The 25,870-nt window shown below is 70.3% G+C and carries 22 protein-coding genes and 3 pseudogenes; 9 read left to right on the top strand and 16 right to left on the bottom strand.

The annotated features are described in order from the left end of the window. Positions 1 to 15: 15 nt before the first annotated feature. On the bottom strand, positions 16 to 1,026 hold the full coding sequence (gene gap, locus ACWC94_RS32945; protein WP_450800964.1) for a type I glyceraldehyde-3-phosphate dehydrogenase: 1,011 nt from the start codon (positions 1,024 to 1,026) through the stop codon (positions 16 to 18). Positions 1,027 to 1,103: 77 nt separating this feature from the next. Here gap and ACWC94_RS32940 point away from each other — a divergent pair. Next, a pseudogene (locus tag ACWC94_RS32940) lies at positions 1,104 to 1,542 on the top strand (hypothetical protein). Positions 1,543 to 1,559: 17 nt separating this feature from the next. On the opposite strand, the gene ACWC94_RS32935 reads toward ACWC94_RS32940, so the two are convergent. The 4 genes and pseudogenes from ACWC94_RS32935 to ACWC94_RS32920 form a co-directional block, all read right to left on the bottom strand. Then, positions 1,560 to 2,432 (bottom strand): universal stress protein, encoded by an 873-nt coding sequence (locus tag ACWC94_RS32935; RefSeq protein ID WP_450800963.1) that lies wholly within the window; start codon positions 2,430 to 2,432, stop codon positions 1,560 to 1,562. A gap of 5 nt (positions 2,433 to 2,437) precedes the next feature. Further along, positions 2,438 to 3,460, bottom strand: coding sequence for a zinc-dependent alcohol dehydrogenase (locus ACWC94_RS32930; protein WP_450800961.1), 1,023 nt, complete (start codon positions 3,458 to 3,460; stop codon positions 2,438 to 2,440). Positions 3,461 to 3,499: 39 nt separating this feature from the next. Then, on the bottom strand, positions 3,500 to 4,405 hold the full coding sequence (locus tag ACWC94_RS32925) for a universal stress protein (RefSeq protein ID WP_450800960.1): 906 nt from the start codon (positions 4,403 to 4,405) through the stop codon (positions 3,500 to 3,502). Positions 4,406 to 4,568: 163 nt separating this feature from the next. Continuing rightward, positions 4,569 to 5,185: pseudogene (locus ACWC94_RS32920) on the bottom strand (hypothetical protein); the annotation flags it as partial. A gap of 378 nt (positions 5,186 to 5,563) precedes the next feature. Between ACWC94_RS32920 and ACWC94_RS32915 the strand changes: the two are divergent. Further along, positions 5,564 to 6,355: pseudogene (locus tag ACWC94_RS32915) on the top strand (STAS domain-containing protein); the annotation flags it as partial. Positions 6,356 to 6,405: 50 nt separating this feature from the next. Here the strand turns inward: ACWC94_RS32915 and ACWC94_RS32910 are convergent. Genes ACWC94_RS32910 through ACWC94_RS32895 form a run of 4 tightly spaced genes read right to left on the bottom strand, consistent with a single transcriptional unit; the run spans position 6,406 to position 11,087 of the window. Further along, positions 6,406 to 7,329, bottom strand: a complete 924-nt coding sequence (locus tag ACWC94_RS32910) for a carbamate kinase (RefSeq protein WP_450800958.1) — start codon at positions 7,327 to 7,329, stop codon at positions 6,406 to 6,408. Positions 7,330 to 7,332: 3 nt separating this feature from the next. Next, positions 7,333 to 8,334, bottom strand: coding sequence for an ornithine carbamoyltransferase (gene argF / locus ACWC94_RS32905; protein ID WP_450800957.1), 1,002 nt, complete (start codon positions 8,332 to 8,334; stop codon positions 7,333 to 7,335). Between the two features lie 19 nt (positions 8,335 to 8,353). Beyond that, positions 8,354 to 9,568 (bottom strand): arginine deiminase, encoded by a 1,215-nt coding sequence (locus tag ACWC94_RS32900; RefSeq protein WP_450800956.1) that lies wholly within the window; start codon positions 9,566 to 9,568, stop codon positions 8,354 to 8,356. Between the two features lie 28 nt (positions 9,569 to 9,596). After that, positions 9,597 to 11,087 (bottom strand): APC family permease, encoded by a 1,491-nt coding sequence (locus tag ACWC94_RS32895; RefSeq protein WP_450800955.1) that lies wholly within the window; start codon positions 11,085 to 11,087, stop codon positions 9,597 to 9,599. A gap of 564 nt (positions 11,088 to 11,651) precedes the next feature. Between ACWC94_RS32895 and ACWC94_RS32890 the strand changes: the two genes are divergently transcribed. Together ACWC94_RS32890 and ACWC94_RS32885 are read left to right on the top strand one after the other, a co-directional pair. Next, positions 11,652 to 12,107: a cyclic nucleotide-binding domain-containing protein gene (locus ACWC94_RS32890; protein WP_450800953.1), complete on the top strand. Its 456-nt coding sequence runs from the start codon at positions 11,652 to 11,654 to the stop codon at positions 12,105 to 12,107. Between the two features lie 27 nt (positions 12,108 to 12,134). Then, the gene (locus ACWC94_RS32885) at positions 12,135 to 12,839 is read left to right on the top strand and encodes a CBS domain-containing protein (RefSeq protein WP_450800952.1); all 705 of its coding nucleotides are present in this window, start codon (positions 12,135 to 12,137) and stop codon (positions 12,837 to 12,839) included. A 100-nt stretch (positions 12,840 to 12,939) separates the two neighbouring features. Here the strand turns inward: ACWC94_RS32885 and ACWC94_RS32880 are convergent, their stop codons facing one another. Beyond that, positions 12,940 to 13,632, bottom strand: a complete 693-nt coding sequence (locus ACWC94_RS32880; RefSeq protein ID WP_450800951.1) for a response regulator — start codon at positions 13,630 to 13,632, stop codon at positions 12,940 to 12,942. Positions 13,633 to 13,961: 329 nt separating this feature from the next. Between ACWC94_RS32880 and ACWC94_RS32875 the strand changes: the two genes are divergently transcribed. The 3 genes from ACWC94_RS32875 to ACWC94_RS32865 all read left to right on the top strand — a co-directional run bounded on the left by ACWC94_RS32875 (position 13,962) and on the right by ACWC94_RS32865 (position 17,945). Further along, positions 13,962 to 14,360, top strand: a complete 399-nt coding sequence (locus tag ACWC94_RS32875) for a hypothetical protein (protein WP_450800950.1) — start codon at positions 13,962 to 13,964, stop codon at positions 14,358 to 14,360. Between the two features lie 217 nt (positions 14,361 to 14,577). After that, complete coding sequence (adhE, locus tag ACWC94_RS32870) at positions 14,578 to 17,265, top strand: bifunctional acetaldehyde-CoA/alcohol dehydrogenase (RefSeq protein WP_450800949.1); 2,688 nt, start codon at positions 14,578 to 14,580, stop codon at positions 17,263 to 17,265. Positions 17,266 to 17,480: 215 nt separating this feature from the next. Then, positions 17,481 to 17,945 (top strand): pyridoxamine 5'-phosphate oxidase family protein, encoded by a 465-nt coding sequence (locus tag ACWC94_RS32865; RefSeq protein WP_450800948.1) that lies wholly within the window; start codon positions 17,481 to 17,483, stop codon positions 17,943 to 17,945. 95 nt (positions 17,946 to 18,040) lie between these two features. On the opposite strand, the gene ACWC94_RS32860 is transcribed toward ACWC94_RS32865, so the two are convergent. The 4 genes from ACWC94_RS32860 to ACWC94_RS32845 all read right to left on the bottom strand — a co-directional run bounded on the left by ACWC94_RS32860 (position 18,041) and on the right by ACWC94_RS32845 (position 22,760). Next, complete coding sequence (locus tag ACWC94_RS32860; RefSeq protein WP_450800947.1) at positions 18,041 to 18,952, bottom strand: universal stress protein; 912 nt, start codon at positions 18,950 to 18,952, stop codon at positions 18,041 to 18,043. A 128-nt stretch (positions 18,953 to 19,080) separates the two neighbouring features. After that, the gene (gene pflA / locus ACWC94_RS32855; RefSeq protein ID WP_450800946.1) at positions 19,081 to 19,794 is read right to left on the bottom strand and encodes a pyruvate formate-lyase-activating protein; all 714 of its coding nucleotides are present in this window, start codon (positions 19,792 to 19,794) and stop codon (positions 19,081 to 19,083) included. A gap of 62 nt (positions 19,795 to 19,856) precedes the next feature. Continuing rightward, entirely contained in the window at positions 19,857 to 22,145 is a 2,289-nt protein-coding gene (gene pflB / locus ACWC94_RS32850) for a formate C-acetyltransferase (protein WP_450800944.1), read from the bottom strand. Between the two features lie 174 nt (positions 22,146 to 22,319). Further along, positions 22,320 to 22,760, bottom strand: coding sequence for a pyridoxamine 5'-phosphate oxidase family protein (locus tag ACWC94_RS32845; protein WP_450800943.1), 441 nt, complete (start codon positions 22,758 to 22,760; stop codon positions 22,320 to 22,322). Positions 22,761 to 22,935: 175 nt separating this feature from the next. Here ACWC94_RS32845 and ACWC94_RS32840 point away from each other — a divergent pair, with 175 nt between their 5' ends. Further along, a complete protein-coding gene (locus tag ACWC94_RS32840; RefSeq protein WP_450800942.1) occupies positions 22,936 to 23,325 on the top strand; it encodes an STAS domain-containing protein in 390 nt (129 codons plus the stop codon). A 91-nt stretch (positions 23,326 to 23,416) separates the two neighbouring features. On the opposite strand, the gene ACWC94_RS32835 is transcribed toward ACWC94_RS32840, so the two are convergent. Next, entirely contained in the window at positions 23,417 to 23,893 is a 477-nt protein-coding gene (locus ACWC94_RS32835; protein ID WP_450800941.1) for a hypothetical protein, read from the bottom strand. A gap of 38 nt (positions 23,894 to 23,931) precedes the next feature. After that, positions 23,932 to 24,312, bottom strand: a complete 381-nt coding sequence (locus ACWC94_RS32830; protein ID WP_450800940.1) for a hypothetical protein — start codon at positions 24,310 to 24,312, stop codon at positions 23,932 to 23,934. A gap of 298 nt (positions 24,313 to 24,610) precedes the next feature. Here ACWC94_RS32830 and ACWC94_RS32825 point away from each other — a divergent pair, with 298 nt between their 5' ends. Next, the gene (locus tag ACWC94_RS32825) at positions 24,611 to 25,210 is read left to right on the top strand and encodes an Rv1733c family protein (RefSeq protein WP_450800939.1); all 600 of its coding nucleotides are present in this window, start codon (positions 24,611 to 24,613) and stop codon (positions 25,208 to 25,210) included. Positions 25,211 to 25,870: the final 660 nt, after the last annotated feature.

Here is a 25,870-nt window from a genome sequence, read left to right as displayed (position 1 = left end):
GGGCTTCCCCTGCCGTCAGTCGGCGACCAGCTCCGTCAGGTCCAGCAGCCGGTTGGTGTAGCCCCATTCGTTGTCGTACCAGCCGAAGACCTTGGCGAGGGTGCCGCCCGCCTGGGTGAGCGCGGCATCGAAGATGCACGAGGCCGGGTCTCCGATGACGTCTCGGGAGACGATGGGTGCCGTCGAGACGCGCAGGATGCCGTTCAGCGGGCCCTCGGCCGCCGCGGCGAAGGCGGCGTTGATCTCGTCCGCCGTGGCCTCGCGGTTCAGTACCACCGTGAGGTCGGTGAGGGAACCGTCCTCCACGGGCACCCGGACGGCGATCCCGTCCAGCGCACCGGCCAGCTCCGGCAGTACGAGGCCGACGGCGCGGGCGGCACCCGTGCTGGTCGGGATGATGCTCAGTGCCGCCGAGCGGGCGCGGCGCAGATCCTTGTGCGGGCCGTCGAGCAGCGACTGGTCGTTGGTGTAGCCGTGGACGGTGGTCAGCAGGCCGCAGTCGATGCCGAAGTTCTCGTCGAGCACCTTGGCCATCGGCGCGAGGCAGTTGGTGGTGCAGGAGGCAGCCGAGATGATCCGGTCACGGTGCCGGTCGTAGGTGTCGTCGTTGACACCCATGACGAGGGTGGCGTCCACGCCCTTGCCTGGCGCCGAGAGCAGGACGGTGTGGGCGCCTGCCTTCAGGTGCAGGGCCGCGGCGTCGCGGTCGCGGAAGCATCCGGTGGACTCGATGACGATGTCGGCTCCGTAGTCGGACCAGTGCAGGGCGGCCGGGTCGCGCTCGGCGGTGACGGCGATACGCCGACCGTCGACGGTGATCGAGCTGTCGTCGTAGATGACATCGCGTCCGATGTGCCCGAACGTCGAGTCGTACTCCAGGAGGTGGGCGAGGGTGGCGGGCGGGGCGATGTCGTTGATCGCGACGACGTGGACGTCCTGGGTGCCCGCCTCCGCGCGGTCGAGTGCCGCGCGGAGATAGGTGCGGCCGATGCGGCCGAAGCCGTTGATGCCGACACGTACGGTCATGGTGAGGAGCTCCTTTACAGTCGGGGACGTGCCGTGGGTCGTGAGTGCCCCAGTGAGTCGTCGGTGGTGGAGGCGGCATGGCCGGTAAGAAGGCGGCGAAGCTGCCGCGCCAGGTGTATGAGAAGGAACTACTGCGTCCGCAGACCGAGGTGGTCAAGTTGCCGGAGTGGGTGCGGGCGGAGGGGCGGCTCTTCCTGCGGCGGTGCCCGATCTTCGAGCGGATGCTGGTGGAGGTCGGGATCCTGCTACACCGAGCAGCAGGAGCGGTTCCGGCGCCGCCTGGAGGATCCGCTGCGCCGTTGGAAGCTGTCGCCGATGGACCTGCAGTCGATCACCCGTTGGGAGGCCTACTCGCGGGCCAAGGACGAGGTGATGGCCCACCTGCTGAACTCGGTCCCGTATCACGAGGTGTCGCCGCCGGTGCTGGAGCTTCCGCATCGGCCGCCGTCGACCGGCTACGAGCGCCCGCCGCGTGATCTGCAGACCTACGTGCCCGATCACGCGGCGCGCCTCTGAACAGCCGGTCACCTCGTTCACGCCCGCTGGGGGACGACGGCGACGGGGCAGACGGCGTGGTGCAGCACCGCGTGGGCGACACGGCCGAGTTGGAGGCCATGAGGGCCCTCGCGGCGCCGGGCCCCGACCACGAGCAGGTCGGCGTCGGCCGAGGCGTCGAGCAGCACCTGACGGGCGTGTCCCTCGACGGCGTGCGGATGCACCTCCACATCAGCCGGGACGTCCCGCAGTGCCACGTCCAGCATCTCCGCGGCCCGCTCCTCGTGCAGTCGGGCCGGTTCACCGGCCAGCAGGGGGTGGTCGGTCGTCTCGTGCGCGGGGCAGCGCCAGGCCCGCACGGCTTCCAGCGGCAGACCTCGGCGCCGTGCCTCCTCGGCTGCGAAGCGCATCGCAGCCGCGTCCCCCGGTTTCTCGCCCACGCCCACGACGATGCGGCCGTGCCTGCCGGGTACGGCCCGGTTGTCGTGGCTGCCGCGCAGCACGATGACGGGGCAGTGCGCGTGGCCGGCCACCGTGACGCTGACGGAGCCGAGGAGCGCCTCGGCCAGGCTGCTGCGGCCCCGAGAGCCCAGGACCATGGCAGCGGCGGTGCGGCTTTCCCGTACCAGCGCGTACTCGGGTTCCTCGGGCAGCACGTCGATGGTGACCTTCACGCCGGGTCGGCGGGTGCGGACCCGGCGTGCGGCGGTCTCGACGATGTCCTCGGCCATCACCTGTTCGGAGGGCTTGCCGAGACCGTCGGCGAGTGAGGTGCCTTCGTACCGTTCCCAGAGCGAGGCGTACACCAGCCGCAGCGGCAGATCGCGCAGGGCGGCTTCGTCGGCCGCCCAGTCGACGGCGCGCAGGCTCGGCTCGGAGCCGTCGACGCCGACGACCAGGGGCAGTTCCATCGTGCTCACCTTCCAGCGTCCAGGTCGAAGACGATCCGAGCCTTGATGTCACCGCGCAGCACGGCATCAATGGACTCGTTCACGGAGGCCAGCGGGCGCGTCTCGTAGATGACCTCGGTCCGGTCGGCGGCGTGGAGCTGGAAGACCTCGGCGAGGTCCTGCCGCGTGCCCACGATCGAGCCGATCACCGAGGTGCCGTTGAGGACGGTGTCGAAGATCGGGACTTGAATCGTGCCGTGAGCGGGCAGGGCCACCATGACGAGCTTTCCGCCTCGCCGCAGACCGGAGTTGACCGCCTCGAACGCGGCCGGGTCTACCGCAAGGGCGATCGCGGCGTGGGCGCCGCCGTGCTTCTTCAGCTCCTTGCCGACGTCCTGCTTGCGGGCGTCGATGACGAGGTCGGCGCCGAGTTGCGCGGCCAGTTCGAGCTTGTCGTCGGTGACGTCGATGGCCGCGACGGTGGCTCCGGCGATCTTGGCGTACTGCAGGGCGAGGTGGCCGAGGCCGCCGACGCCGGAGATCGCGACGAGTTGGGTGGGGCGGACGTCGGCGACCTTGAGGGCCTTGTACGTGGTGACGCCGGCGCAGGTCAGTGGGGCGGCGTCGAACGGGGTGACGCCGTCGGGCACGGGCTGGGCGAAGTCGGCCCGGGCCAGCATCTTCTCGGCGTAGCCGCCGTCGCAGCCGTACCCGGTGTTGATCTGCTGCTCGCACAACGTCTCCCAGCCGGACAGGCAGTGCTCGCACCGCCCGCACGCCCTGCCGAGCCACGGCACCGCGACGCGCTGCCCGATGGACAGGTGGGTGACACCCTCGCCGAGCTTCTCGACGAGGCCGACGCCTTCGTGGCCGGGGACGAAGGGTGGGGTGGGCTTGACGGGCCAGTCGCCGTGGGCTGCGTGGATGTCGGTGTGGCACAGCCCGGAGGCCTCGACGCGGATGCGGACCTGACCGGGGCCGGGTTCGGGGTCGGGTCGCTCCTCGATGACCAGGGGCTCGCCGAAGGCTCGTACGACCGCTGCCTTCATGATCTGTTCTCTCCTCTGGAGGGGTGCGTCGGTGGTCTCTCACTCGTGGGCGACGACGGCGACGGGGGCGGTGGAGTGGTGCAGGACGGCGTGGGTGACGGTGCCGATGTGGGCGCCGGCGGAGGAGCGGCGGATGCGGCGGCCGACGACGACCAGGGAGGCCTCGTGGGAGGCCTCGATCAGGAGGAGCGAGGGGCTGCCGTACTGCGACTGCTCGACGACCTCGACGTCGGGGTACTTCTGCCGCCAGGGGCGCAGCACCTCGCTCAGGATGGTGGCGTCGCCCTTCGCCATCTCCCGCTCGACCGCGGGCTCCAGGGCCATGCCGTAGGCGTAGTAGGGCGGCGGGTTCCAGACGTGCACGACCCGCAGCGGCACCGAGCGGCGCGCCGCGGCCTCGAAGGCGAACCCGATCAGCGCCTCGTCGGGGCGGGCGACGTCGAGCCCGAGGACGACGGGGCGGAACCCTGTGGCCGCGGACGGGATGCCCGCGGGGTCCCTCTCGTGCTCGTCCGCGGCCTGCTCGCCGGCGTGGACCAGGACGACGGGCCGCTCGGTGTGCGCCACGACCGCGAGACCGACCGAGCCGACCAGGAAGCCGCCGACGCCGCCCAGGCGGCGTGAGCCGAGGACGAGCATGTCGGCGTCCTTCGCCGCGTCGACCAGGGCTTCGGCGGGGCGTCCGGTGAGATGCTCGGTACTCACCTCGACTCCGGGGTGGCGCAGTCGCAGACCCTCGGCGGACTCGCGGGGGATTCTCTCGGTCCAGTGCTGGTGCGTCTCGGCACCGAGGAGCGGGGCCTGGACCATGGGCTCCGGGACGGGCTCCCATACCTGGACGAGCTTCACCGGCAGTCCGCGCAGTTTCGCCTCGCGGGCCGCCCATTCCGCGGCGGCGCGGCTCTCGGGCGAGCCGTCGAGACCCACCATGATGGTGCGGGGCATGTTCTCCACCTCCTGAACCGGGACCCGAGGGGCCCGATTCCAGCGTCGTGTTCGGGGGATGGGCGGGGCAGGGGCCGCTGGTCCTTCAGCGGGGACCATGGGCCCCGCACACGGGCCGGCGGGACGGGCCAGGGGCGAGGTCCGTCCCGCCGCGTGCGGGTCGGCGCAGCCAGGTGTGGTCGCGGACGATCGGCAGCCGCGCCCACAGCGGGCCCAGGCCCCAGGTGGCGCCCGCGCCCGCTGCCGCCACGGCGATGAGCGCGACAGCGTAGATCACGTGGTAGTCGGTGAACGGATGCGTCGACATGCTCGGCGAGCCGTTCGCCAGGTGCCTGGCCGGCGGCCACTCGGCCATCCACATCAGCGCCATCATCGCTGTGCCCGCCACCGCGGCCGGCCACAGCGCCACACCGGCCATCACAGCCAGGCCGATGCCGAGCAGACCCAGCATGAACAGCCAGTCCGCCCATGTGTCGACGGTCCAGGAGTGGAACGTCGGCTTCATCGGCCCGGCGACGGAGTTGAGGAAGCCCTTCGTCGGCGATCCGCCGTCGATCCAGCCCTTGCCGGAGGCGGTCGCGTATCCCAGGCCGAACGTCTTGTCCAGGAACGCCCAGAGGAAGACCCGGTCAGGGTGCGCAGGGACGCGAGTGCGTGGGCCTGCGCGGTGTGCGTACCGAGACGTGCCGACACAGCGGACTTGGAGCCGGTCCGGTGCCAGTGGAAGGCGGCCGGCAGGTGGAAGCCCGGGCTCCGGTGAGGGTGCTCGTGCACGGCCATGATGGTGATCCCTTCGGGGATGTATGAATCGTCTTCTCCTTGACGTGTCTCACTCTCGTCCGATGCCTGACGTCACGCCGGATGCCGAAGGTCTCCATCCGTTGGGCTGAACGTCCCTGCATGCGAGGCCCGTTGGCTGGAGGTGGCGGACCGGGCAGGTTGAACACCGGGCGAGTGTCGCGGTTGATCGCGGGGCCATGGATGCTGGGCCCAGGCAGGGAGGGGCGGCATATGGCTGAGGACGCGGGCAGACGGTCCTCGTGGTGGCGTCGGCTGGTACCCGGCCTCGACGCCCTGCTCGGTTACCGGCGCTCGTGGCTGAGAGGCGACCTGCTGGCCGGCGTGACGGCGTACGCGGGCGTGGCCGGGTTGTGGGCGATCCTGCCCGCACTGGGCGTCCTGATCGTCTCCTACACCGACTTCATCCTCACCGCGCGCGCCTTCACCGGGCGCACCGACGACGAACCCGGCCTGGACGCCAACCAGGAGTTCCTGGCCCTGAGCGCGGCCAACCTCGGTGCGGGCGCCCTGCACGGATTTCCGGTCAGCAGCAGCGCCAGCCGTACCGCGCTCGCCGCCTCGATCGGCCTGACCGGATTCCGCCGACCGGCCTCCTTCCGCCGCCGCGAACTCCTGCTCGCCCTCGGCTGCATGGCCGGCGTACTCGCTCTGGACATCCTGTACGGGGTGATCGTGGCGGTCGGCCTGTCGGTGGCCGAACTGCTGACGCGGGTGGCGCGACCGCACGACGCGGTCCAAGGGCTGGTGCCCGGGTTGGCGGGCATGCACGACATCGATGACTGTCCGCAAGCCCGCACGATCCCGGGCCTGCTGGTCTACCGCTACGACTCCCCGCTGTTCTTCGCCCATGCGGAGGACTTCCGGCACCGGGCCCTGGCCGCCGTCGACCAACAGATCGTGCCAGTCCGCTGGTTCGTGCTGAACGCCGAGGCGAACGTCGAGGTCGACATCACGGCGCTCGACGCGCTCGACGAGCTGCGCCGCGAACTCGGCCACCGCGGCACTGTGTTCGCCCTGGCCCGGGTCAAGCAGGACCTGCTGGACGACTTGAAGGCGTACGGCCTGGCGGACTCCGTGGGCACGGATCTCGTCTTCCCCACGCTGCCCACCGCGGTGGCCGCCTACCGCGAGTGGAATGGCGAGCGATAGGAACCGGTCCTGGACACGCGGCACGGAGCGGGACCGGCCACACCCCTCTGTCACCCGACCGTGAGGTCCGGCCGGATCAGTGTGCCCGACCTGCCGTGGACGATCTCGTAGGCCGCGTCCAGGGCACCGATCGCGGCCAGACCGCCGGTGTGCTCGACGAACCGGGCAGCAGCCTCGGTCTTGGGGCCCATCGAGCCGGCCGGGAAGCCACCGCGCCGCAGGTCCCGGGGGGTGGCGTCGAGCAGCGGATGCTGGTCGCCGGTGCCGTAGCCGTCGTAGACGTAGGGGACGTCGGTGAGGATGAGCAGGAAGTCGGCCTTGAGGTCCTCGGCGAGCAGGGCTGCGGTGAGGTCCTTGTCGATGACGGCCTCCACCCCGGACAGTGCGCCGGTGTCGCGGTCGGCGGTGACGGGGACCCCGCCTCCGCCGGCACAGATCACCAGGGTCCCGCTGTTCAGGAGTTCGTGGATGGTGTCGGTCTCCAGGATGCGTTCGGGTGCGGGTGAGGCGACGACGCGCCGCCAGCCGGTGGTGTCCCGGGCGATGTGCCAGCCCCGCTTGCGGGCGAGTGCCTTGGCCACCGGCGCGGAGTACACCTGGCCGACGAACTTCGTGGGCCGTTCGAAGGCGGGATCGTCGGTCCGCACGAGGGTGTGGGTGACGAGGGCGGCGATCCGGTGCCCGGGCAGGGCGTCGTGCAGGGCACGGGTGAGCAGGGAACCGATCATGCCCTCCGTCTGGGCGCCGAGCAGGTCCAACGGGTAGGGGGCGCTGAGCGCGGGGTCGGCCTCGCTCTCCATGGCGAGCAGCCCGATCTGCGGGCCGTTGCCGTGGGTGATGACCAGTTCGTGCTCGTGGGCGAGTTGGGCCAAGGCGGTGGCGACGCGGTCGACGTTGGCCTGCTGGACGGCGGCGTCGGGGCGTTCCCCGCGGTGCAGCAGGGCGTTGCCGCCGAGGGCGACGACGATACGCATGGTTCAGTCCTCCAGGGTGGCGACGAGTACGGCCTTGATGGTGTGCAGGCGGTTCTCCGCCTGGTCGAAGACGATCGAGGCGGGCGAGGAGAAGACCTCGTCGGTGGCCTCGAGCCCGTCCAGGCCGTAGGCCTCGAACAGTTCCTGGCCGAGCCGGGTCCGGTGGTCGTGCAGGGAGGGGAGGCAGTGCATGAACTTCACGTCCGGGTTGCCGGTGAGGGCGAGCGTCTTGTCGTTGACCTGGTACGGGAGCAGCAGCTCGATCCGTTCTCGCCACGTGTCGGCCGGTTCGCCCATGGAGACCCAGACGTCGGTGTGCAGGAAGTCGGCGCCGTGTACGGCGGTCTCGACGTCCTCGGTCAGGGTGATGCGCGCCCCGCTTCGGCCGGCCACTTCACGGCATGTGGCGACCAGCGCGGTTTCCGGCCACAGCGCCTGGGGCGCGGCAATGCGCACGTCCATGCCGAGCAGCGCGCCCATGGACAGCAGGGAGTTGCCCATGTTGTTGCGGGCGTCGCCCAGGTAGCAGTAGCTGACGTCCGTGAGCGGCTTGGTGCTGTGCTCCCGCATCGTGAGCATGTCGCACAGGCTCTGGGTGGGGTGGGCGGTGTCGGTCAGCCCGTTGTAGACGGGGACGCCGGCGTGGGCGGCGAGTTCGGTGACGATCGACTGGGCGGAGCCCCGGTACTCGATGCCGTCGAACATGCGGCCGAGGACGCGTGCGGTGTCGGCGATCGACTCCTTGTGGCCGACGTGGGTGTCGCCGGGGCCGAGGTAGGTGGTGCGGGCGCCCTGGTCGGCAGCGGCGACCTCGAAGGCGCAGCGGGTGCGGGTCGAGGTCTTCTCGAAGATCAGGGCGATGTGCTTGCCGGTCAGCCGTGGCTGTTCGGTGCCGGCGCGCTTGGCCGCCTTGAGGTCGTGGGCGAGATCGAGGAGGTGGTGGATCTCGGGGGCGGTGAAGTCGAGTTCGCTCAGGTAGGAGCGGCCACGCAGGTCGAGGGTCATGGTGGGTGTCCTTATGGCGTCAGGCGATCGGGGCGCGTTCGACGGGGCAGCTCATGCAGCGGGGGCCGCCCCGGCCGCGGCCGAGTTCGGCGCCTGCGATCGTGACGATCTCGATGCCCTGCTTGCGCAGGTAGGTGTTGGTGGTGACGTTGCGCTCGTAGCCGACGACCACGCCGGGTGCGAGGGCGAGGAAGTTGCTGCCGTCGTCCCACTGCTCACGCTCGGCGTTGCGGATGTCCTGGGGAGCCGAGAGCATCCGGACCTTGTCCAGGTCGAGGCCCTCGGCGAGCGCGGTCGCGAGATCGGAGTTCGCGGTGACGTCGAAACCGGTCTCGCGCTCGGAGCTGGGCCGCAGTGTCCAGGAGCGCAGGGAGTCGGCGAGGCCGGGGTAGATGACGAAGGCGTCGCGGTCGACCATGGTCAGCACGGTGTCCAGGTGCATGTACGCGCGGGCTGCGGGCAGTTGGACGGCGATCAGCCTGCTCGCCGTGCCGGTCGCGAAGAGCCGGGCGGCCAGGTTCTCCACGGCCTGGGCCGTGGTGCGCTCCCCCATCCCGACCATGACGGCGCCGTTGCCGAGGACGTGCACGTCCCCGCCTTCGAGGGTGCCGACAGGTCCGTCGAGGAGAGGGGCGGGCGCGACGCCGGCGAACATCGGGTGGAACCGGTAGATGGCCTCGGCGTGCAGGCTCTCGCGTCGCCGGGCGGGCTTGGCCATCGGGTTGACCGACACCTGGTCGTACACCCAGCAGGAGTTGTCCCGCGGGAAGAGGTGGTTGGGCAGTGGGGTGAGGGCGAAGTCGTCGGGGCCGAGCGTGTTCCACACCAGGCTGTGCGGGGTGGCGAGCGGCAGATCGCTCTTGAGGAGTCCGCCGGTCAGATAGCCGGCGAGCGTCTCCCCGTCGAGTTCGGCACACAGTTCGCGCACCGGGTCGATGAGGGCCGTGCCCACGGTGCCGGGAGTGACGACCCGGTCCAGGAGCCAGTCGCGGGCCTCTGCGACGTCCAGGGTCTGCGCCAGCAGGTCGGCCAAGTAGTGGACGCGGGCGCCGTGGTCGCGCAGGACCTGGGCGAAGGCGTCGTGCTCCTCGCGGGCGCGCTTGGCCCACAGGATGTCGTCGAAGAGGAGGGCGTCGACGTTGCGCGGGGTGAGCCGGGAGAGTTCGAGGCCGGGGCGGTGCAGGATGACCTGGCGCAGTGGGCCGACCTCGGAGTCGACGTGGAAGGTGTTCATCGCGGAGGTTCCTCTGTGTTGGGGGCGGTCAGTCGTGGTGGCGGAAGTCGTTGCGCTTCCGGGCTCCGCTGATGCGGCTGGCACGGAGCCCTCGGGAGAGCCGCTGGGCCGGCGGGGGCGTCTCGGGTGCGCGTTCCGACCGGTCCACGGTCGCCGCGGTCCTCGGCGCCGTGGCCTCGCCGAAGGTCTCCTGGCCCCGCTTCAGCCAGACGTAGACGGGGACGCCGAGCAGCAGCACGAACAGGCCGTAGTAGACGGTCTGGTAGCCGCTTCCCTGGATCGACCAGTACGAGAAGACGAGGGCGAGCGCGGCCACGGTGATGTCACGGGCGAGCCTGCGGGGGCTGAGACTGTCCCGGCCGCGGACCAGGAGCCAGTACAGCTGGGCGGCGGCGGAGAAGAGATACGGGATCACGGCGGTCAGCACGCTGAGCAGCACGATCTTGGTGAAGACGTCGTCGAAGCGGGTGTAGCTGAACACGGTGATCAGCGAGGCCAGCACGGTCGAGGCGACGATGCCGAAGGCGGGGACGCCGCTCTCGCCGCGCAGCCGGGCGAAGGCCTGCGGGAAGAGGCCGTCGCGGGCGGCCGCGTACGGCATCTCCGCGCACAGCATGGTCCAGCCGTTCAGGGCGCCGATGCCGGAGATGATCGCGGCGACGGCGACGATGTCTCCGGCCCAGCTGCCGCCGAAGATGTTGTTCGCGGCGTCGGTGAACGGCGCGGTCGAGCCGCTCAGCTTGCCGTGTTCGACGGTACCGAGGACGGCGAGGGTGCCCAGGATGTAGATGACGGCGCAGACGAGAGTCCCGTAGACGGTGGCGCGGGGAACGTTGCGCTCCGGCTCACGGACCCGGCCGGCGACGACAGAGGCCGCTTCCAGACCCAGGTAGCTGAACAGGGCGATGGCACCGGCGGCCGAGATCGCGCCCAGTGCCGACTGGCCACTGGCGTTGAACGGCCCGAAGTTGCGCGAGTCGATGAACAACAGCCCGACGGTGGCCATGAAGATCAGCGGGACGAACTTCAGCACGGTCGTGATCACCTGGAACGCGCCCATGTTCCGGATGCCGGTGAGGTTGACCGCGGCGGGAATCCACAGCCCGACCAGCGCGAGCAGCACCGAAATCCACTTGTCGTGCCCGGTGTTCACGAACACCTCGACGTAGCCGACCCAGGCCACGACGATGGCCGCGTTGCCGGCCCAGGCCGTGATCCAGTACGACCACGCGTTGAGGAACCCGGCGAACTCCCCGAAGGCCTCGCGAGCGTAGACGTACGGACCACCGCTCGCCCGAACGCGCTTGGACAGCGCCCCGAAGGTCAAAGCCAGCGCGAGCGCGCCGAGGGTGACGGCGATGAACGCGACGAGGGAGATGGGCCCGTACGGGGCAAGGGCGGAGGGCAGCGCGAAGACTCCGGTACCGATGATGCTGCCGATGACGAGAGCGGATGCGGCGGGAAGGCCGAGCGCCGCTGTGGGCGCCGTCCCCTCTCCGTCTCCTGTGGTTCTGGGCATGGCTCAGGCTCCTTACGGACCGGTGTGGGTGAGTCGATCCGCGACTGATCCTTCTGCCCCTCAGCCGCGCACGGTCAGCGGCCACACGGCCCACGCGCGACCCCGATGGTCCCGCTGCCGTGGGCCTGGACAGCCCAACTCGTCCGCTCCCCGGTGCTCCTGGTCACAGGACAGGGGCCGTTCGGTCCACAGCATGGCCCGCCCAGCCCCATCACCGGCTCCGTGCCGGGCTCCACAATCGAACGCAGGAGATGCGGCCGGTTGCAGCAGACACGCTGCCGACCGGCCGGACGTGCCATGTCCTTACGGCTCGTTCGAGATGGGGTTGGTTCTCCCGCACGCCCCAGGAGCCGCGAGGGCTTCCGCGCGAGTCTCGTGCAGGGGAGGCACGACCCTCGCGCCACGGCCGCCGCCCCACCGACACGGGGGCGGCGGCCGTTTTCGCTGCCCTCTGTCTCGGGGCCGGACGGCCCCGCTCCGGACCCAATGGCCCCTCGCCCGGCCCGAGTCGGCGCCACACGCTGGAAGTACCAGCTTCGTACACCCCTGACCGGGAGGCCGGCCATGAACACTCCGAGCATGCTGCGCGCACTGCCCACTCAGCACCGGCAACGGCTCGTGCGTCTCGCCCGGGAAGTGACCTTCCCTCAGGGCACGCGCATCTTCAACGAAGGTGCGCGCGCGGACCGGTTCTGGATCATCCGCACCGGCTCCGTCGATCTCGACACACACGTACCCGGCCGACGCCACGCGATCATCGAGACTCTCGGCCACCACGAACTCGTCGGCGTGTCCTGGCTGTTCGCACCGTACGTGTGGCATCTGGGCGCCACAGCGGCGACCCCGGTACGAGCCTACGAGTTCGACGCCACGGCCGTGCGCTCCCTCTGCCAGGACGACCCGGCACTCGGCCAGGCCGTCACCCGGTGGGCCGGCGAGGTACTGGCCCACCGCCTGCGCACCACCAGGACCCGGCTGCTGGACCTCTACGCCCCCTACGGCGCCGCAAGCGCCGTGTGAGCGGGCCGACCCGATGAAGGAGTCCCTGTGTACAGCACCCCGCACATCGTCAGTGACGTCATGTCCCACACGGTCGCCGCCGTCGGCCGACGGGCCGCCTTCAAGGAGATCGTGCAGCTCATGCAGGACTGGAAGGTCAGCGCCCTGCCCGTCCTGGAGGGCGAGGGCCGCGTGGTCGGCGTCGTCTCCGAGGCCGACCTGCTGCCCAAGGAGGAGTTCCGCGACAGCGACCCCGACCGGGCGACCCAGCTGCGCCGTCTCGACGATCTGGCCAAGGCCGGAGGCCTCACCGCCGAGGACCTCATGACCTCCCCCGCCCTCACCGTCCACGCGGACGCGACACTCGCCCAGGCCGCACGGACCATGGCGCACGCCAAGGTCAAGCGCCTGCCCGTCGTCGACCACGTGGGCATGCTGCAGGGCATCGTCAGCCGCGCCGACCTGCTGAAGGTGTTCCTGCGGGACGACGATGAGATCGCCGAGGAGGTGCGGCGGGAGGTCGTGGCGTATCTCTTCCCTGCGCCGGTGTCAGCTGTGCGGGTGGAGGTACGGAACGGTGTCGTGAAGCTCACCGGCCATGCCCGGGACACATCCCTGGTCCCGGTGGCCGCGCACCTGGTCCGGGCCGTCGAGGGCGTGGTCGACGTCGAGTTCGAGCTGACGCGCTCCGAGGGCCCTGCGGAGCCGACGGCCGCCCCCGCGAACGGCGGCGAGAACCTGTCTCCGGCCTGACCGGCAAGACGGAGTGGTCCCTGGTGGTGGAGGAGGCGACAAGCCGGGCGCTCAGCACGTTGCCCGGCGATTCGTTCTCATCCGCGCCGGTTCCGGGATTTCAGTGCCCTTCCTGCCGCTGACGGTCCTGGACCTGGGTGGCGATGACGGCAGCCTGGATACGGCGCTCGACGCCGAGCTTGGCCAGCAGGCGGGAAATGTGGTTCTTCACCGTCTTCTCGGCCAGGTACAACCGCTGGCCGATCTGGCGGTTGGTCAGTCCCTCACCGATCAGGGCCAGGATCTCCCGCTCCCGCTCGGTCAGGCCTTGCAGTCCGTCGGGCTGCTGCTCCTCCTGCTGGCCGCCACGCAGCCGGGCCATCAGCTTGGCGGTGGCACTGGCGTCCAGCAGGGACTGGCCGGCGGCCACGGTGCGTACGGCGGACACCAGGTCCGAGCCCTGGATCTGCTTCAGGACGTAACCGGACGCGCCCGCCATGATCGAGTCGAGCAGTGCCTCCTCGTCGTCGAACGAGGTCAGCATGAGGCAGGCGAGCTCGGGCATGCGTGAGCGCAGTTCCCGGCACACGGTCACGCCGTCGCCGTCGGGAAGACGGACGTCCAGCACTGCCACCTGCGGGCGCAACGCGGGTACCCGCACCAGTGCCTGCTCCGCCGTGCCGGCCTCGCCGATCACCTCGATGTCCGGCTCGTCGTCCAGCAGGTCGCGCACTCCGCGCCGTACCACCTCGTGGTCGTCCATCAGGAAGACCCGGATCGGGTCGCCGGCGCCGGGCTGCTCGCTGTCCGCCATCAAACTGCTCCCTGGTTCCGCGTTGCGTACCGATGTCCGCTCGTGGACGGAATCGGCCCTCAGTGTCGAGATCTTTTCCCGCACGGGGCCGAAGGGCCAGGGCCGGTCGGCCCTGTTCTTCGCACCTAGTGTCCGTCGGCCTTGAGACATCGCTGCCACCACTGTGCGAAACGGCTAACTGCAATGAACCCGACATTTGCACGGCGAACTCGCCACCCCTCAGAGTGAAGGTCCAATGGCCCCACTACCGGGGCCCGACAGCCCTGGGCCAGGACCGGTGCCCGCAGAAGTCTGGAGCCGCTGCGAAACGATCAGAAGGAGCGGAGCACATGACTGCCAAGGACACCAGCACCCAGGTCACCAGCACCGCCGCCGTGGAGGTGCGCGTGGAAGGAGAGGTGGACGAGGAAGCCGTCGCATACCTCCGGGAGAAGGTCGACGCGGTCCTCGGCCGGCCCGGCATTCCAGCCGTGAGCGGTGCGGTGAGGGTCACCAGGGCGGTGGCACATCACGCCGAGCGGCCCTGGTCCGCCGGGGCCGAGCTCGTCGTGGGGAACGCCCTCGTGGTCGTGCATGCTCAGGAGGCCACGGGACACGAACTGGCGGACCGGCTGCAGGACCGGCTGCGCAGCCGGATGAACCGGGTCCTGCACCGCAAGGAGGAGGCCCGCAGGTCGGCCACTCCGCCCCCGTGGCGCGGCGGCCGTGCCGGCAGCGGCCGGGAGTAGTGCCTTCACGATCCTCCACTACGGGGCAGTCGCCCTCCTTCGCGTAGGGCCGGACCAGTGCCGGTCAGCCTTCGGAAGGGACCATCGGCACCTGGGAGTCGGGAACAGGCGGGACGAGAGTGGAGGCGTGAGCGGCACCGAATCCCCCGCGGTGCCGCTCCCGTCCGCACACCGTCGGCCACCGCCGACGGCTCTCGTCAACGGAGGCGCTCCCCCAATGACCCGTCATCAGGCCGGAATCCAGGCAACAGCAGCTGCCGACGCGCCGTCCGACATCACCATCGCCGTGGACCAGCTGGTCACGAACGGACTCAAGGCGCTCGCCGACTACGACGCCCTCACCCAGGAGCAGGTCGACCACATCGTCAAGAAGGCCTCGGTCGCCGCCCTGGACCAGCACACCGCGCTGGCCCGCCTCGCCGTGGAGGAGACAGGGCGCGGGGTCTTCGAGGACAAGGCGGCCAAGAACATGTTCGCGTGCGAGCACGTCACGCACAGCATGGGCCCGATGAAGACCGTCGGCGTCATCGCCCGCGACGACATCGAGGACATGATCGAGGTGGCCGAGCCGGTCGGCGTGGTCTGCGCGGTCACGCCGGTCACCAACCCGACGTCCACCACCGTCTTCAAGGCCCTGATGGCGCTGAAGACGCGCAACCCGATCGTGTTCGCCTTCCACCCCTCGGCCCAGCGGTGCAGTACGGCGGCGGCCCGGATCGTACGGGACGTGGCAGTCGCCGCCGGCGCGCCGGAGCACTGCGTGCAGTGGATCGAGACGCCATCGGTGGAGGCGACCGGCATCCTGATGCGCCACCCCGGCGTCTCGCTGATCCTCGCCACCGGCGGCAACGCGATGGTCAGGGCCGCCTACTCGGCGGGCAAGCCCGCGCTGGGCGTCGGTGCGGGCAACGTGCCGGCTTACGTGCACAAGAGCGCGAAGCTACGCCGGGCCGTCAACGACCTGGTGCTGTCCAAGTCGTTCGACAACGGCATGATCTGCGCCTCCGAGCAGGCCGTCATCCTGGACGACGGGATATACGACGCGGCCCTTGCCGAGTTCCGCACTCTGCACGCCCACCTGGCGACCGCCGAGGAGAAGGCGAGGCTGGAAGCCTTCCTGTTCCCAGCCGGCCGCACCAGCGCGGGCTGTGAGTCCAAGGTCAACGCTGGAGCCGTCGGTCGGAGTCCGGCATGGATCGCCGAGCAGGCAGGCTTCACCGTCCCGGGCGACACCTCACTGATCCTGGTCGAGGCCGAACGGGTGGGCCCGGACGAGCCGCTGACCCGCGAGAAGCTCTGCCCGGTGCTCGCCGTGCTGCGCGCCGACTCCGAGCAGCAGGGCTTCGACCTCGCCGCCGACATGGTCGCCTTCCACGGCCAGGGCCACACCGCGGTCATCCACACCGAGGACCAGGCGCTGGCGGAGGCGTACGGCCGGCGCATGAAGACCGTACGGATCATCGTCAACGCCCCGTCGTCGCAGGGTGCCATCGGCGGCATCTACAACAGCCTGCTGCCGTCGCTCACCCTGGGCTGCGGCTCGTGGGGGCACACCTCGGTGTCCAACAACGTCTCCGCCGTCCAGCTGCTGAACATCAAGCGGGTCAGCGCGCGCCGCAACAACCCGCAGTGGTTCAAGGTGCCGCCGAAGATCTACTTCGAGCCGCAGTCCCTGCGTTACCTGTCCTCCATGCCGGACGTCCATCGCGTCACGGTCGTCACCGACGCCACCATGACCCGCCTCGGCTTCGTCGACCGCGTCAGCCGCGTCCTGCAACGCCGTCACGAGCCGGTCACCCTCCAGATCATCGACAACGTCGAACCCGAGCCGAGCATCGACTCAGTCCAGCGCGGCGCCCAGCTCATGCGGGACTTCCGCCCGGACACGATCATCGCGCTCGGTGGCGGCTCGCCTATGGACGCCGCCAAGGTGATGTGGCTGCTGTACGAGCACCCGGACATCGACTTCACCGACATGCGGCAGAAGTTCTCCGACATCCGCAAGCGCGCCTTCCGCTTCCCGATCCTCGGTGCCCGCGCGCGCCTGGTGTGCGTGCCCACCACGTCCGGCACCGGCGCGGAGGTCACCCCCTTCGCGGTGATCTCCGATCCCGCGAGCGGCAAGAAGTACCCGCTCGCCGACTACGCGCTCACCCCGAGCGTGGCCATCGTCGACCCGCTGCTCACCGCGGACCTTCCTCCGGCGCTGGCGGCCGACAGCGGCTTCGACGCCCTCACCCACGCCATAGAGGCGTACGTGTCCGTCTACGCCAACGACTTCACCGACGGCCTGGCCCTGCACGCGATCCGGCTGGTCTTCGACAACATCGAGGCGGCGGTGAACGACCGCGGTGGCCGACCCGACGCGCGGGAGAGGATGCACAACGCGGGCACCATCGCGGGCATGGCCTTCGGCAACGCCTTCCTCGGCATCGTCCACGCCATGTCCCACACCCTCGGCGCCACCTTCCACATCGCCCACGGCCGCACCAACGCGGTCCTGCTGCCGCACGTGATTCGTTACAACGGCACCGTGCCGACCAAGCTGACCGGGTGGCCCAAGTACGAGCACTACCGCGCCCCCGAACGCTTCCAGGACATCGCCCGCGCCCTCGGCCTGCCCGCCGCCACCGCGCAGGAGGGCGTGGAGGCACTGGCCCGCGCGGTGGAGCGACTACGCGACGCCGTGGACATCGAACCGTCCTTCCAGGCCCTCGGCGTCGACGAGCGCGCCTTCCTCGACGCCCTGCCCCGACAGGCATTGAACGCGTACGAGGACCAGTGCGCGCCGGCGAACCCCCGCATGCCGATGCTCGACGACATGCAGGAGATCATGCGCATGGCCTACTACGGCGACGAACCGGGGCGGCCGGACACGGACAAGGGCCGAACGGCCCTGGCGTGAGGAGCCCCGAGGCCGTTCCAATGACCTGATCGAGCCTGCCCGCGGCCGCCCGACCGGCTACGCCGCGGACAGGCAGCCGCGCAGGCCTCGAAGGGACGTCGCACATGCCCTACCGGCGCACCGCCCGTCGCCACGGTGGCAGACCACGCATCCGCCTGGCCGCGCCGACCGAAGACACACCGCAGTGAGCAACGAAACCGCACGGAAGCCACCCCATGACCACTGACACCACGCAGACTGTCCCGACCGGGCCGCGCCGGAGCAGAGAGCTGGACAGCGACGAAGCCCTGCGGCTGCTGGGCAGCGTCTCCTTCGGCAGGATCGTCTTCACCCGCCAGGCACTGCCCACCGTCCGCCCGGTCAACCACGTCCTGGACAATGGCGACATCGTCATCCGCACCCACGAGGGCGCGGCACTGACCGCACGCGCCGGGCAGGCCGACGGCCAAGGCGTCGTGGTGGCATATGAGGCCGACTCCATAGACCCCGACACCCACCTCGGCTGGAGCGTCGTGGTCACCGGCTACGCCCACCTGGTGACCGACTCGCATGAGCTGGCCCGCTACGAGGAACTGCTCAGCCCCTGGGTGAACCAGGCCATGGACTATGCCGTACGCATCCGTCCCGACCTGATCACCGGGGTCCGGCTCACTGCGGACGAGGAGCGCGATCCGGCCTGATCGCGGTGTCGATTCCGACCGAGGGCGGCGTGAGAACGGGAGGGTTCTCACGCCGCCTTCAGTGGGATACGGGCTCGGGCTCGCCCGGCAACCTGTCAATCGTGGGGGACCACCGCGACCGGTGCGGTGGCGTGGTGCAGCACCGCATGGGCGACCGGGCCGATCACCGTGCCGATCGGCGTCCGGCGCCGGCGGCGGCCGATCACGACGAGGGACGCGTCGCGCGATGCCTCCACGAGGTGGGAGCCGGCCTTGCCGATCACGGCCTGCTCTGTCACCTCGACGCCGGGGAACTTGTCCCGCCAGGGCTCCAGCGCCTCGGACAGGGCACGGTGCATCTCGCTGGTGAGTTCGTCGTGCAGTTCGGCGTGGAGGTCGCCGCCGTTGTCGTAGTAGGGCAGTTCCGGGCTCCGACCGTGGACGACACGCAACCTCGTGGCACGCTGCGAGGCTGCTTCGAAGGCGAATCCGATCACGGTGTCGTTCGGAGCCGCAGAGTTGAGGCCCAGGACGACGTCCCGGAACGCCATGTCCCCGGACCCAACGGCACCAGGCTGGTGTTCGTCCTCGGAACGCAGGCCACCCCGCACGAGGACGACAGGCCACCGGCTGCCCGCCACGACCGCCTGGGCGACGGAATCGACCAGGAATCCGGCTATACCGCCCAGGCCTCGAGAGCCCAGCACCAATAGGTCGGCTTTCCGAGCCGCGCCGAGCAAGGCGGTGACGGGTTCTTCGGTAAGACGGTCGGTGGTGATCCGCAGGCCCGGGTGGCGCCGCGCGATCGTCGCTTCGGCCTGGCGAAGCATGCGGTCCGCCCAGCGAAACTGCTCGTCCGGGCTCAGGGTCGGCTGGGATGTCCCGCCCGGGGGCGCGTAGGGCTGCCGCCCAAGGGCGTGGACCAAGTGCAGCGGGAGGTCCCGGAGCAGGGCTTCCCTGGCTGCCCAGTCGGCGGCGGTCAGGCTCTCCGGGGATCCGTCCAGGCCTGCGGTGATGGTGCGGGGCATCTCGGCCTCCTTCAAAGTCACGAACTCAGTGTCGAGGCCGTGTACTTGGGACAGGAGAGGCCTCAGGTCCCTGTGCGGAGGCCGAGTGGCCCACACGTGGGTGAACCCGCGACGGAGACCGGCGCCATTCACAACGCCCGCAGCCCGTGCTCCCGGAACTGCTCGCGCACGCGTTCCGTCAGCTCCGGATCGGGAACGGGCGTGTCGCGTAGCGGGAAGTCGATACCCAGGGCGTCGTACTTGTGGGCGCCGAGTTTGTGGAAGGGCAGGACATCCACCCGGTCGACGTTGCTCAGCCCGGACAGGAAGGCGCCGAGCCCGTCCACTGTGGACGGGTCGTCCGTCCAGCCCGGGACGAGGACGTAACGGATGTACACAGGGACGCCCAGCCTGTTCAGGCGGGTAGCGAAGTTGAGCGTGGGGGCCAGCGGACCGCCGGTGAGCTTGCGGTAGGTTGCGGCGTCGAACGACTTGATGTCCAGCAGTACGAGGTCGGTGTCGGCGAGGAGTTCGTCTGAGACACGCGCGCCCAGGAAGCCGGAGGTGTCCAGGGCCGTGTGAAGTCCGGCCTCCTTGCAGCGGTGTAGGAGGGGGCCGGTGAATGCCGGCTGGAGCAGCGGCTCCCCGCCGGTGATGGTCACCCCTCCCCCGGCCGTTGTCAGGAAACCCCGGTACTTCTCGATCTCCCCCATGACCTCGTCCACCGAGGTCTCCCGCCCGTCGCGCATGTGCCAGGTGTCCGGATTGGCGCAGTACAGGCAACGGAGCGGGCAGCCGCTGACGAACAGGACGAACCGGGTCCCGGGACCGTCCACGCCGGTGGACAGGTCCCACGAGTGCACCCGGCCCCTGAGCGGTCCCGTCGCCGGGACCGCCTGCCGTGACGCGGAGGTCGCCGCGGTGTTCACAGCGACCCGTGGAAGGTGCGGCTGATCACGTCGAGCTGCTGCTCACGCGTGAGCCGGACGAAGTTGACCGCGTATCCGGAGACCCGGATCGTCAACTCGGGGTACTTCTCCGGGTGTTCCATGGCGTCCTCGAGCGTCGCCCGGTTCAGCACGTTGACGTTCATGTGGAAGCCGCCGGAGGTCATGTACCCGTCGAGGATGCCGACCAAGTTGCCGGCCCGCTCCGTCGGATTGTGGCCCAGTCCCTCGGGCGTGATGGTCGTGGTCAGCGAGATGCCGTCCCGGGCCTCCTCGTACGGCAGCTTCGCCACTGACAGGGCCGATGCCACGACACCGTGCCGGTCCCGGCCGTTCATCGGGTTGGCGCCGGGGGCGAAGGGCTGCCCGGCGCGACGGCCGTCGGGGGTGTTGCCGGTGTGCTTGCCGTAGACCACGTTGGAGGTGATCGTCAGGACCGACTGGGTGTGCTCGGCGTCCCGGTAGGTGGGGTGCTCGCGCACCTTCGCCATGAAGGATTCCACCAGGTCGACGGCGAGGCCGTCGGCGCGGTCGTCGTTGTTGCCGTACGCCGGGTACTCGCCTTCGACCTGGTAGTCCACGGCCAGCCCGGTGTCGTCCCGGATCACCTTCACCCGGGCGTACTTGACAGCGGACAGGCTGTCGGCGGCCACGGAGAGCCCGGCGATGCCGCATGCCATGTAGCGGTGGACGGGGTGGTTGTGGAGGGCCATCTCGATGCGCTCGTAGGCGTACTTGTCGTGCATGTAGTGGATGACGTTGAGCGCGTCGACGTACGTCTTCGCCAGCCAGTCCCGCATCCGGTCGTACGCCGCCGACAGCTCCTCGTAGTCCAGGTACTCCCCTGTCAGGGCGGGCATTTCGGGTGCGACCTGCTCTCCGGTCATCTCGTCCCGGCCGCCGTTGATCGCGTACAGCAGCGCCTTGGCGAGGTTGACCCGGGCACCGAAGAACTGCATCTGCCTGCCCACCGCCATCGCGGAGACGCAGCAGGCGATGGCCGTGTCGTCGCCGGTGCGCGGGCGCATCAGGTCGTCGGACTCGTACTGGATGGAGCTGGTGTCGATCGAGACCTGGGCGCAGAACCGCTTGAAACCCTCGGGCAACTGCGGCGACCACAGCACGGTCAGGTTCGGCTCCGGCGCGGGCCCGAGGTTGTAGAGCGTCTGCAGGAAGCGGAAGGAGCTGCGGGTGACCAGGGTGCGGCCGTCGGTGCCGATGCCCCCGATGGACTCCGTCACCCAGGTCGGATCACCGGAGAACAGTTGGTCGTACTCGGGTGTGCGCAGGAAGCGTACGATCCGCAGCTTGATGACGAAGTCGTCGATCAGCTCCTGGGCCCGAGTCTCGTCGATGCGGCCCTCGTCCAGGTCGCGCTGGAGGTAGATGTCCAGGAAGGTCGAGGTGCGGCCCAGCGACATCGCGGCGCCGTTCTGCTCCTTCACCGCGGCCAGGAAGCCGAGGTAGAGCCACTGCACCGCCTCCTGTGCGGTGGACGCGGGGCGGGTGACATCACAGCCGTAGGAGGCTGCCATCCGCGCCAGCTCACCCAACGCCCGCATCTGCTCCGCGAGTTCCTCGCGATCACGGATGACGTGCGGGGCGGAGGGCCTGCTGTCCAGCAGGGCCCGCTCGACGCGCTTGGCCTCGATCAGCCGGTCGGTGCCGTACAGGGCGACGCGCCGGTAGTCGCCGATGATCCGGCCGCGGCCGTAGGCGTCCGGGAGCCCGGTGATGATGCCGGCCTTGCGTGCGGCGCGCATCTCGGGGGTGTAGGCGTCGAAGACGCCGTCGTTGTGGGTCTTGCGGTAGGTGCCGAAGACCTTGGTGACCAACGGGTCGGGCGCGTATCCGTACGCCTTCAGGCCGTTCTCGACCATCCGGAGCCCGCCGTTCGGCATGATGGCGCGCTTCAGCGGCGCGTCGGTCTGGAGTCCGACGATCAGCTCGCGCTCCCGGTCGATGTAGCCGGGGGCGTGCGAGGTGATCGTGGAAGGGGTGGCGGTGTCCACGTCGAGGATGCCCTTGCGGCGCTCCTCGGGGAGAAGGGCGCTGACCTTGTGCCAGACGGCGAGCGTGCGCTCGGTCGGACCGGTCAGGAACTCCGGACCGCCGTCGTAGGGCGTGTAGTTGGCCTGGATGAAGTCGCGTACGTCGATCCTCCCCCAGCCTTCGGCCGGGGGTACCCCCACGCGCCAGCGCCGGCCGGCGAATCCACGCCAGGCCTCGGCGGGTGCGTCCAGGTCCGGACGGGTTGCCACGGTCATCACTGCCTCCGCATCGTTCGCGACACCGCACACGGACGGTTCCGTGAGCGGCTCCGCTGACGATGCTCCTCGCGTGCCCCCGCACCGGGCAGGGCCGGCGGGAACCCGTCGCCGCGCCGTCCGGCCCCGCACCGTTGGGCCCTTCGGGCCCGGTCACGGCGCAGATCCCCGTGGTCAGGCGGAGAGGTGCAGGCCGTACATCGTGCGGCCCCCGACGAGTTCGCGCCCGGTGACCAGTTCAGGCTCGATGCGCACGAAGACCTCCTCGGGCGAGGGAGCCCAGGAGCGCGGGCCGATCCGCTCCAGGCGTGCCGTCTCGGACGGTTCCGTCACGGTCCTGGCCCGGCCGGTGACGACGACGCTCCAGCCGGACTGCGTGTTCACGTCGACCGCGTCCGCCTCGAACGCGACGACCGCGCCGTCGACCGCGCGGGCCAGCTCGGAGGCCGCCGAGGTGCGCAGCAGTACCGCTCCGTCGGCGTCCAGGCCGAAATTGACCGGCACGACCGCGGGCAGCGCCTGGCGGGTGTAGACGATGCGGCCGATGGAAGCCGTCGCCAGGAGGCGCAGGCACTCGTAACGACCGAGTTCGCGGAAACCATCGTTCGGGTACATGAGTCAGCCCGTCCTTCGCCCGGTGGGGGATCGCACTCCATGCTGAGCCCGCCGGCAGCCGCGGGTGAGGGCCACGGGTCCCGCCTTGGCCGGAGAGCGGCCCGAGGAAACGCGGCGGCGCAGGGGGGCCGGACGGCCCTTCCGGCACGCCCATCGGCCCGGATTTCCTCTGACCATGGCCGAAACCCTCATCACGTTCGCACCCCGCCACACCGAGCGTGCCGCCGGCGGGACGACCGTCCTGGAGCTGCGCGGTGAGATCGACATCCTCACGGCAGCGCCCCTTGGAGCACGCCTGGACGATCTGACAGCCGCCGTTCTCCCCGACCTCGTGGTGGACCTCCGCGCCGTGTCCTTCATCGACTGTGCCGGACTCGGGATGCTGTGCCGGGCGCGGAACAGGGTCATGGAACGGCACGGTCGGCTGCGTCTTGTCACTGACAGCAACCAGTTCCTTCGAATTCTTCGTGCTGCGGGGCTGGATGGCGTGTTCGAGATCTACGACCACCTGCCCGAAGCCTTGGCTGCTGTGCCCGGCGGGGTCCTCACCGCCACAGTGGGCTGACAAGTCTGAGGGCAACCCGCAACCACACGGGACCTTCGGAATGGCCGCGGCTCCAGGATCACGGCTACTCAAGCTGCCCGGTCGTCGAGCGTCACCACACCTGATCCGGTACACGCCGCGAAGTGGCCGGGCCCTCCGGGCCGTACCCGAGGCGGATCAGCATCTGCGCATTGCCGGTGAGGCCCGGTACGGGGCTCAGGTCGCGGCGCAGGTCGGGCCACTCCATCGGCTGGTGCAGCAGGGAGGCACGCACATCCTGCGCCGTGGCCACCAAGAGGACGTGCTCCAGGGCCTGCCCGGCGCGCAGCCAGTCACTGCGCCGGTCGTGCCCGGGGGTCAGCAGAGCTGCCACAGGATGGGACTCGAAGGACTGGGCGGGGAGCCGCTCAGGGTGCCGTTGTGCGGTGAAGTCGCGCACGGGCAGTTGCTCGTGTGCGTCCTGCGGCCCCAGCGCCGTCTGCGGTACGCCGACTTCGCTGGAGTGCTCCGGGTCTCGGTGCACCCGTCGGCGGCTCTCGACGGCCCGGTCCGGGTCGGCGCGGTTGCGGTGTTCGGACCCCGTGGCCACGCGCAGCAGCCGTGCCGTCTCGGGGGCATCGAGGAAGGTCAGTGAGGCGCCTTCCGTTTGAGCGGCTTCGGCGAGTTCGGCTCGAACGCGGTGTGCCGCTGGCCCGTCCCGGACAGTCGAAGGGTGGCCAGCACGCTCGGGTCTTCAGGATCCGGCAGCAGGCGTACGACGGCTCCCCAGCGGAAGTGGGCCATGGCGACCCGGAGGTTGAAGACGGCCGCACCCACCGACAGATGCAGAGCCCGGCCGACAGGATCGGCGTGGCGCAAGCCGCGCTCTGGTAGGGCGCGTACCTCCAGCGCGACGTTGTCCGGGTCGAGCCGGAAGCGCCACGGCTGGGTGTTGTAGATCGAGGGCGCGGCCCCGGCGGCCGAGACGCGGGCTTCCAGGGACGCGGCGTCGACGGGCGCAGTTCGCATGAGGGCCTCCTCCCGTACGAAGTCGGACAGGTGCGGATGTCCTACGAGCGTGAGAGCACCGCGGCAGAACGGTGAGGGGCCGATGGTCCCCCTGCCGGGCCCGTTCAGGGCACACCGACCACTGCTCACGGGCACAGGACCACGGCGGGTCAACGAGCCGTACGGGTGCTGGGCCCAAGGGCCCACCGCCGGCCTGGGCTTGGCCCGACCGGCCCTCCGCTTCCACCTGACCGGCCCATGTCACCGCAAGGCCGCCGCTGTCACCTTCGTGTGTGTGACGACGAGGAGGTGCGGAGAGATGCGCGAGGACAGACCCGCGAACAGGAAGCGCAAGCGAACGAGGGTACCGCTGTGGCGATGGCGGAGTAACCCGATCCGGCGTCGCGACGACGTCCTCGAGGCATGGCTCATGCTGGCCGTATGGGTGCTCGTCGCGGTGGGTGGCACGGCGGTCGGTGTGGTGACGGCCCATGCAGCCGACCAGGTCTTCGCCCAGCAACGGGCCGAACGGACCCCCGTCCGCGCCCTTCTCCTCGATGACGTCCCGCGCACCGCGACCTCGGGAACGGGCAGAGACCTGGCATCGGCAAGGGTCCGCTGGGCGAACTCCCACGGCTCCACGCGCAGTGGCATGACGCTGGTGACCACCGGGAAGAAGGCCGGCTCCACGGTCAGGATCTGGATCGACACCCAAGGGAAGCTGAGTACACAGCCGCCCACGCCCGGCAAGGCGGCCGTCGAAGCGGGACTCTTCGGAGCCTCCGCCGCCCTCGCCCTGAGCGGCGCAGTATTCGGGACCGGGAGCGTCGGCCGAATGCACCTCGACCGTCGCCGCATCAAGGAGTGGGACAGGGAGTGGACCCTGGTCGGGCCGCAGTGGGGCCACAGGACCAGTTGACCGTCGGACCTCATGCACGAGCGACCTCGGTCATGCCGTGGGAGCGGGGCACCACCGCCGAGGTGGCGTCCTCCGGGCGTTCATCACCTGCAGGCTGTTGACGGTCCGCGACATCATGCTCGTGCCGAGCGGCCTCCGTGGGTAGCCGGCTTGATCCCGCCGGACAGCGACTCCTCCGGAACCGCGGACATCCTTGCCCCCGGAATGTCGTGGACCGAGCGGACGTCGGGCAGCCCGACATCTGCGACCGGTGTTACCGCGGGGCACTCGGAAAGTCTGGGGCCAGCGCCGGCACGGTCGCCACGTCGAGGCCCGGGGAGGCGCCTCGGCCCCTCGGCACCCTCTGCCGCACCTGCTACCAGCGCCGCCACCGCAACTCGACCATGTCGGCGCCGCGGCGCCGACCGGGTCCGGTCGGTCGCACCGGGGACACGCCTCCCCTGGCCGCCAGCAGGCCGACGCGGAAGCACGCTTCCTCCTGCCAGGGACAGCCGCCGAGCCGGCCCAGAAGCGCCGCAAGTGGCGGGAAGGACTCGTTGGGATGCGGCGAAGCGGCCGGCAGCCGTGCACCGCGCGATCCGGACCCGCGAGAAGCGGGTGACCCTCCCCGTCCAGTCTTTCCCTGACCAGCGTGCGGGAGCAGCTGGTCCAGCGTATGGG

This window comes from Streptomyces sp. NPDC001135 (genome assembly GCF_053598395.1).
The sequence above is the reverse complement of the archived record's forward strand: the minus strand, read 5'-3'. Positions and strand labels throughout refer to the sequence as shown.

What these genes read in the sequence shown, in the direction of transcription:
- ACWC94_RS32930 (WP_450800961.1), bottom strand. Translation starts at nt 3,460, where the DNA reads ATGAAGGCAGCGGTCGTACGAGCCTTCGGCGAGCCCCTGGTCATCGAG.
- ACWC94_RS32825 (WP_450800939.1), top strand. Translation starts at nt 24,611, where the DNA reads ATGCGCGAGGACAGACCCGCGAACAGGAAGCGCAAGCGAACGAGGGTA.
- ACWC94_RS32860 (WP_450800947.1), bottom strand. Translation starts at nt 18,952, where the DNA reads ATGCCCCGCACCATCACCGCAGGCCTGGACGGATCCCCGGAGAGCCTG.
- adhE (WP_450800949.1), top strand. Translation starts at nt 14,578, where the DNA reads ATGACCCGTCATCAGGCCGGAATCCAGGCAACAGCAGCTGCCGACGCG.
- ACWC94_RS32880 (WP_450800951.1), bottom strand. Translation starts at nt 13,632, where the DNA reads ATGGCGGACAGCGAGCAGCCCGGCGCCGGCGACCCGATCCGGGTCTTC.
- ACWC94_RS32865 (WP_450800948.1), top strand. Translation starts at nt 17,481, where the DNA reads ATGACCACTGACACCACGCAGACTGTCCCGACCGGGCCGCGCCGGAGC.
- ACWC94_RS32890 (WP_450800953.1), top strand. Translation starts at nt 11,652, where the DNA reads ATGAACACTCCGAGCATGCTGCGCGCACTGCCCACTCAGCACCGGCAA.
- ACWC94_RS32875 (WP_450800950.1), top strand. Translation starts at nt 13,962, where the DNA reads ATGACTGCCAAGGACACCAGCACCCAGGTCACCAGCACCGCCGCCGTG.
- ACWC94_RS32840 (WP_450800942.1), top strand. Translation starts at nt 22,936, where the DNA reads ATGGCCGAAACCCTCATCACGTTCGCACCCCGCCACACCGAGCGTGCC.
- ACWC94_RS32900 (WP_450800956.1), bottom strand. Translation starts at nt 9,568, where the DNA reads ATGAACACCTTCCACGTCGACTCCGAGGTCGGCCCACTGCGCCAGGTC.
- argF (WP_450800957.1), bottom strand. Translation starts at nt 8,334, where the DNA reads ATGACCCTCGACCTGCGTGGCCGCTCCTACCTGAGCGAACTCGACTTC.
- pflB (WP_450800944.1), bottom strand. Translation starts at nt 22,145, where the DNA reads ATGACCGTGGCAACCCGTCCGGACCTGGACGCACCCGCCGAGGCCTGG.
- ACWC94_RS32910 (WP_450800958.1), bottom strand. Translation starts at nt 7,329, where the DNA reads ATGCGTATCGTCGTCGCCCTCGGCGGCAACGCCCTGCTGCACCGCGGG.
- ACWC94_RS32935 (WP_450800963.1), bottom strand. Translation starts at nt 2,432, where the DNA reads ATGGAACTGCCCCTGGTCGTCGGCGTCGACGGCTCCGAGCCGAGCCTG.
- gap (WP_450800964.1), bottom strand. Translation starts at nt 1,026, where the DNA reads ATGACCGTACGTGTCGGCATCAACGGCTTCGGCCGCATCGGCCGCACC.
- ACWC94_RS32830 (WP_450800940.1), bottom strand. Translation starts at nt 24,312, where the DNA reads ATGCGAACTGCGCCCGTCGACGCCGCGTCCCTGGAAGCCCGCGTCTCG.
- ACWC94_RS32845 (WP_450800943.1), bottom strand. Translation starts at nt 22,760, where the DNA reads ATGTACCCGAACGATGGTTTCCGCGAACTCGGTCGTTACGAGTGCCTG.
- ACWC94_RS32895 (WP_450800955.1), bottom strand. Translation starts at nt 11,087, where the DNA reads ATGCCCAGAACCACAGGAGACGGAGAGGGGACGGCGCCCACAGCGGCG.
- ACWC94_RS32925 (WP_450800960.1), bottom strand. Translation starts at nt 4,405, where the DNA reads ATGCCCCGCACCATCATGGTGGGTCTCGACGGCTCGCCCGAGAGCCGC.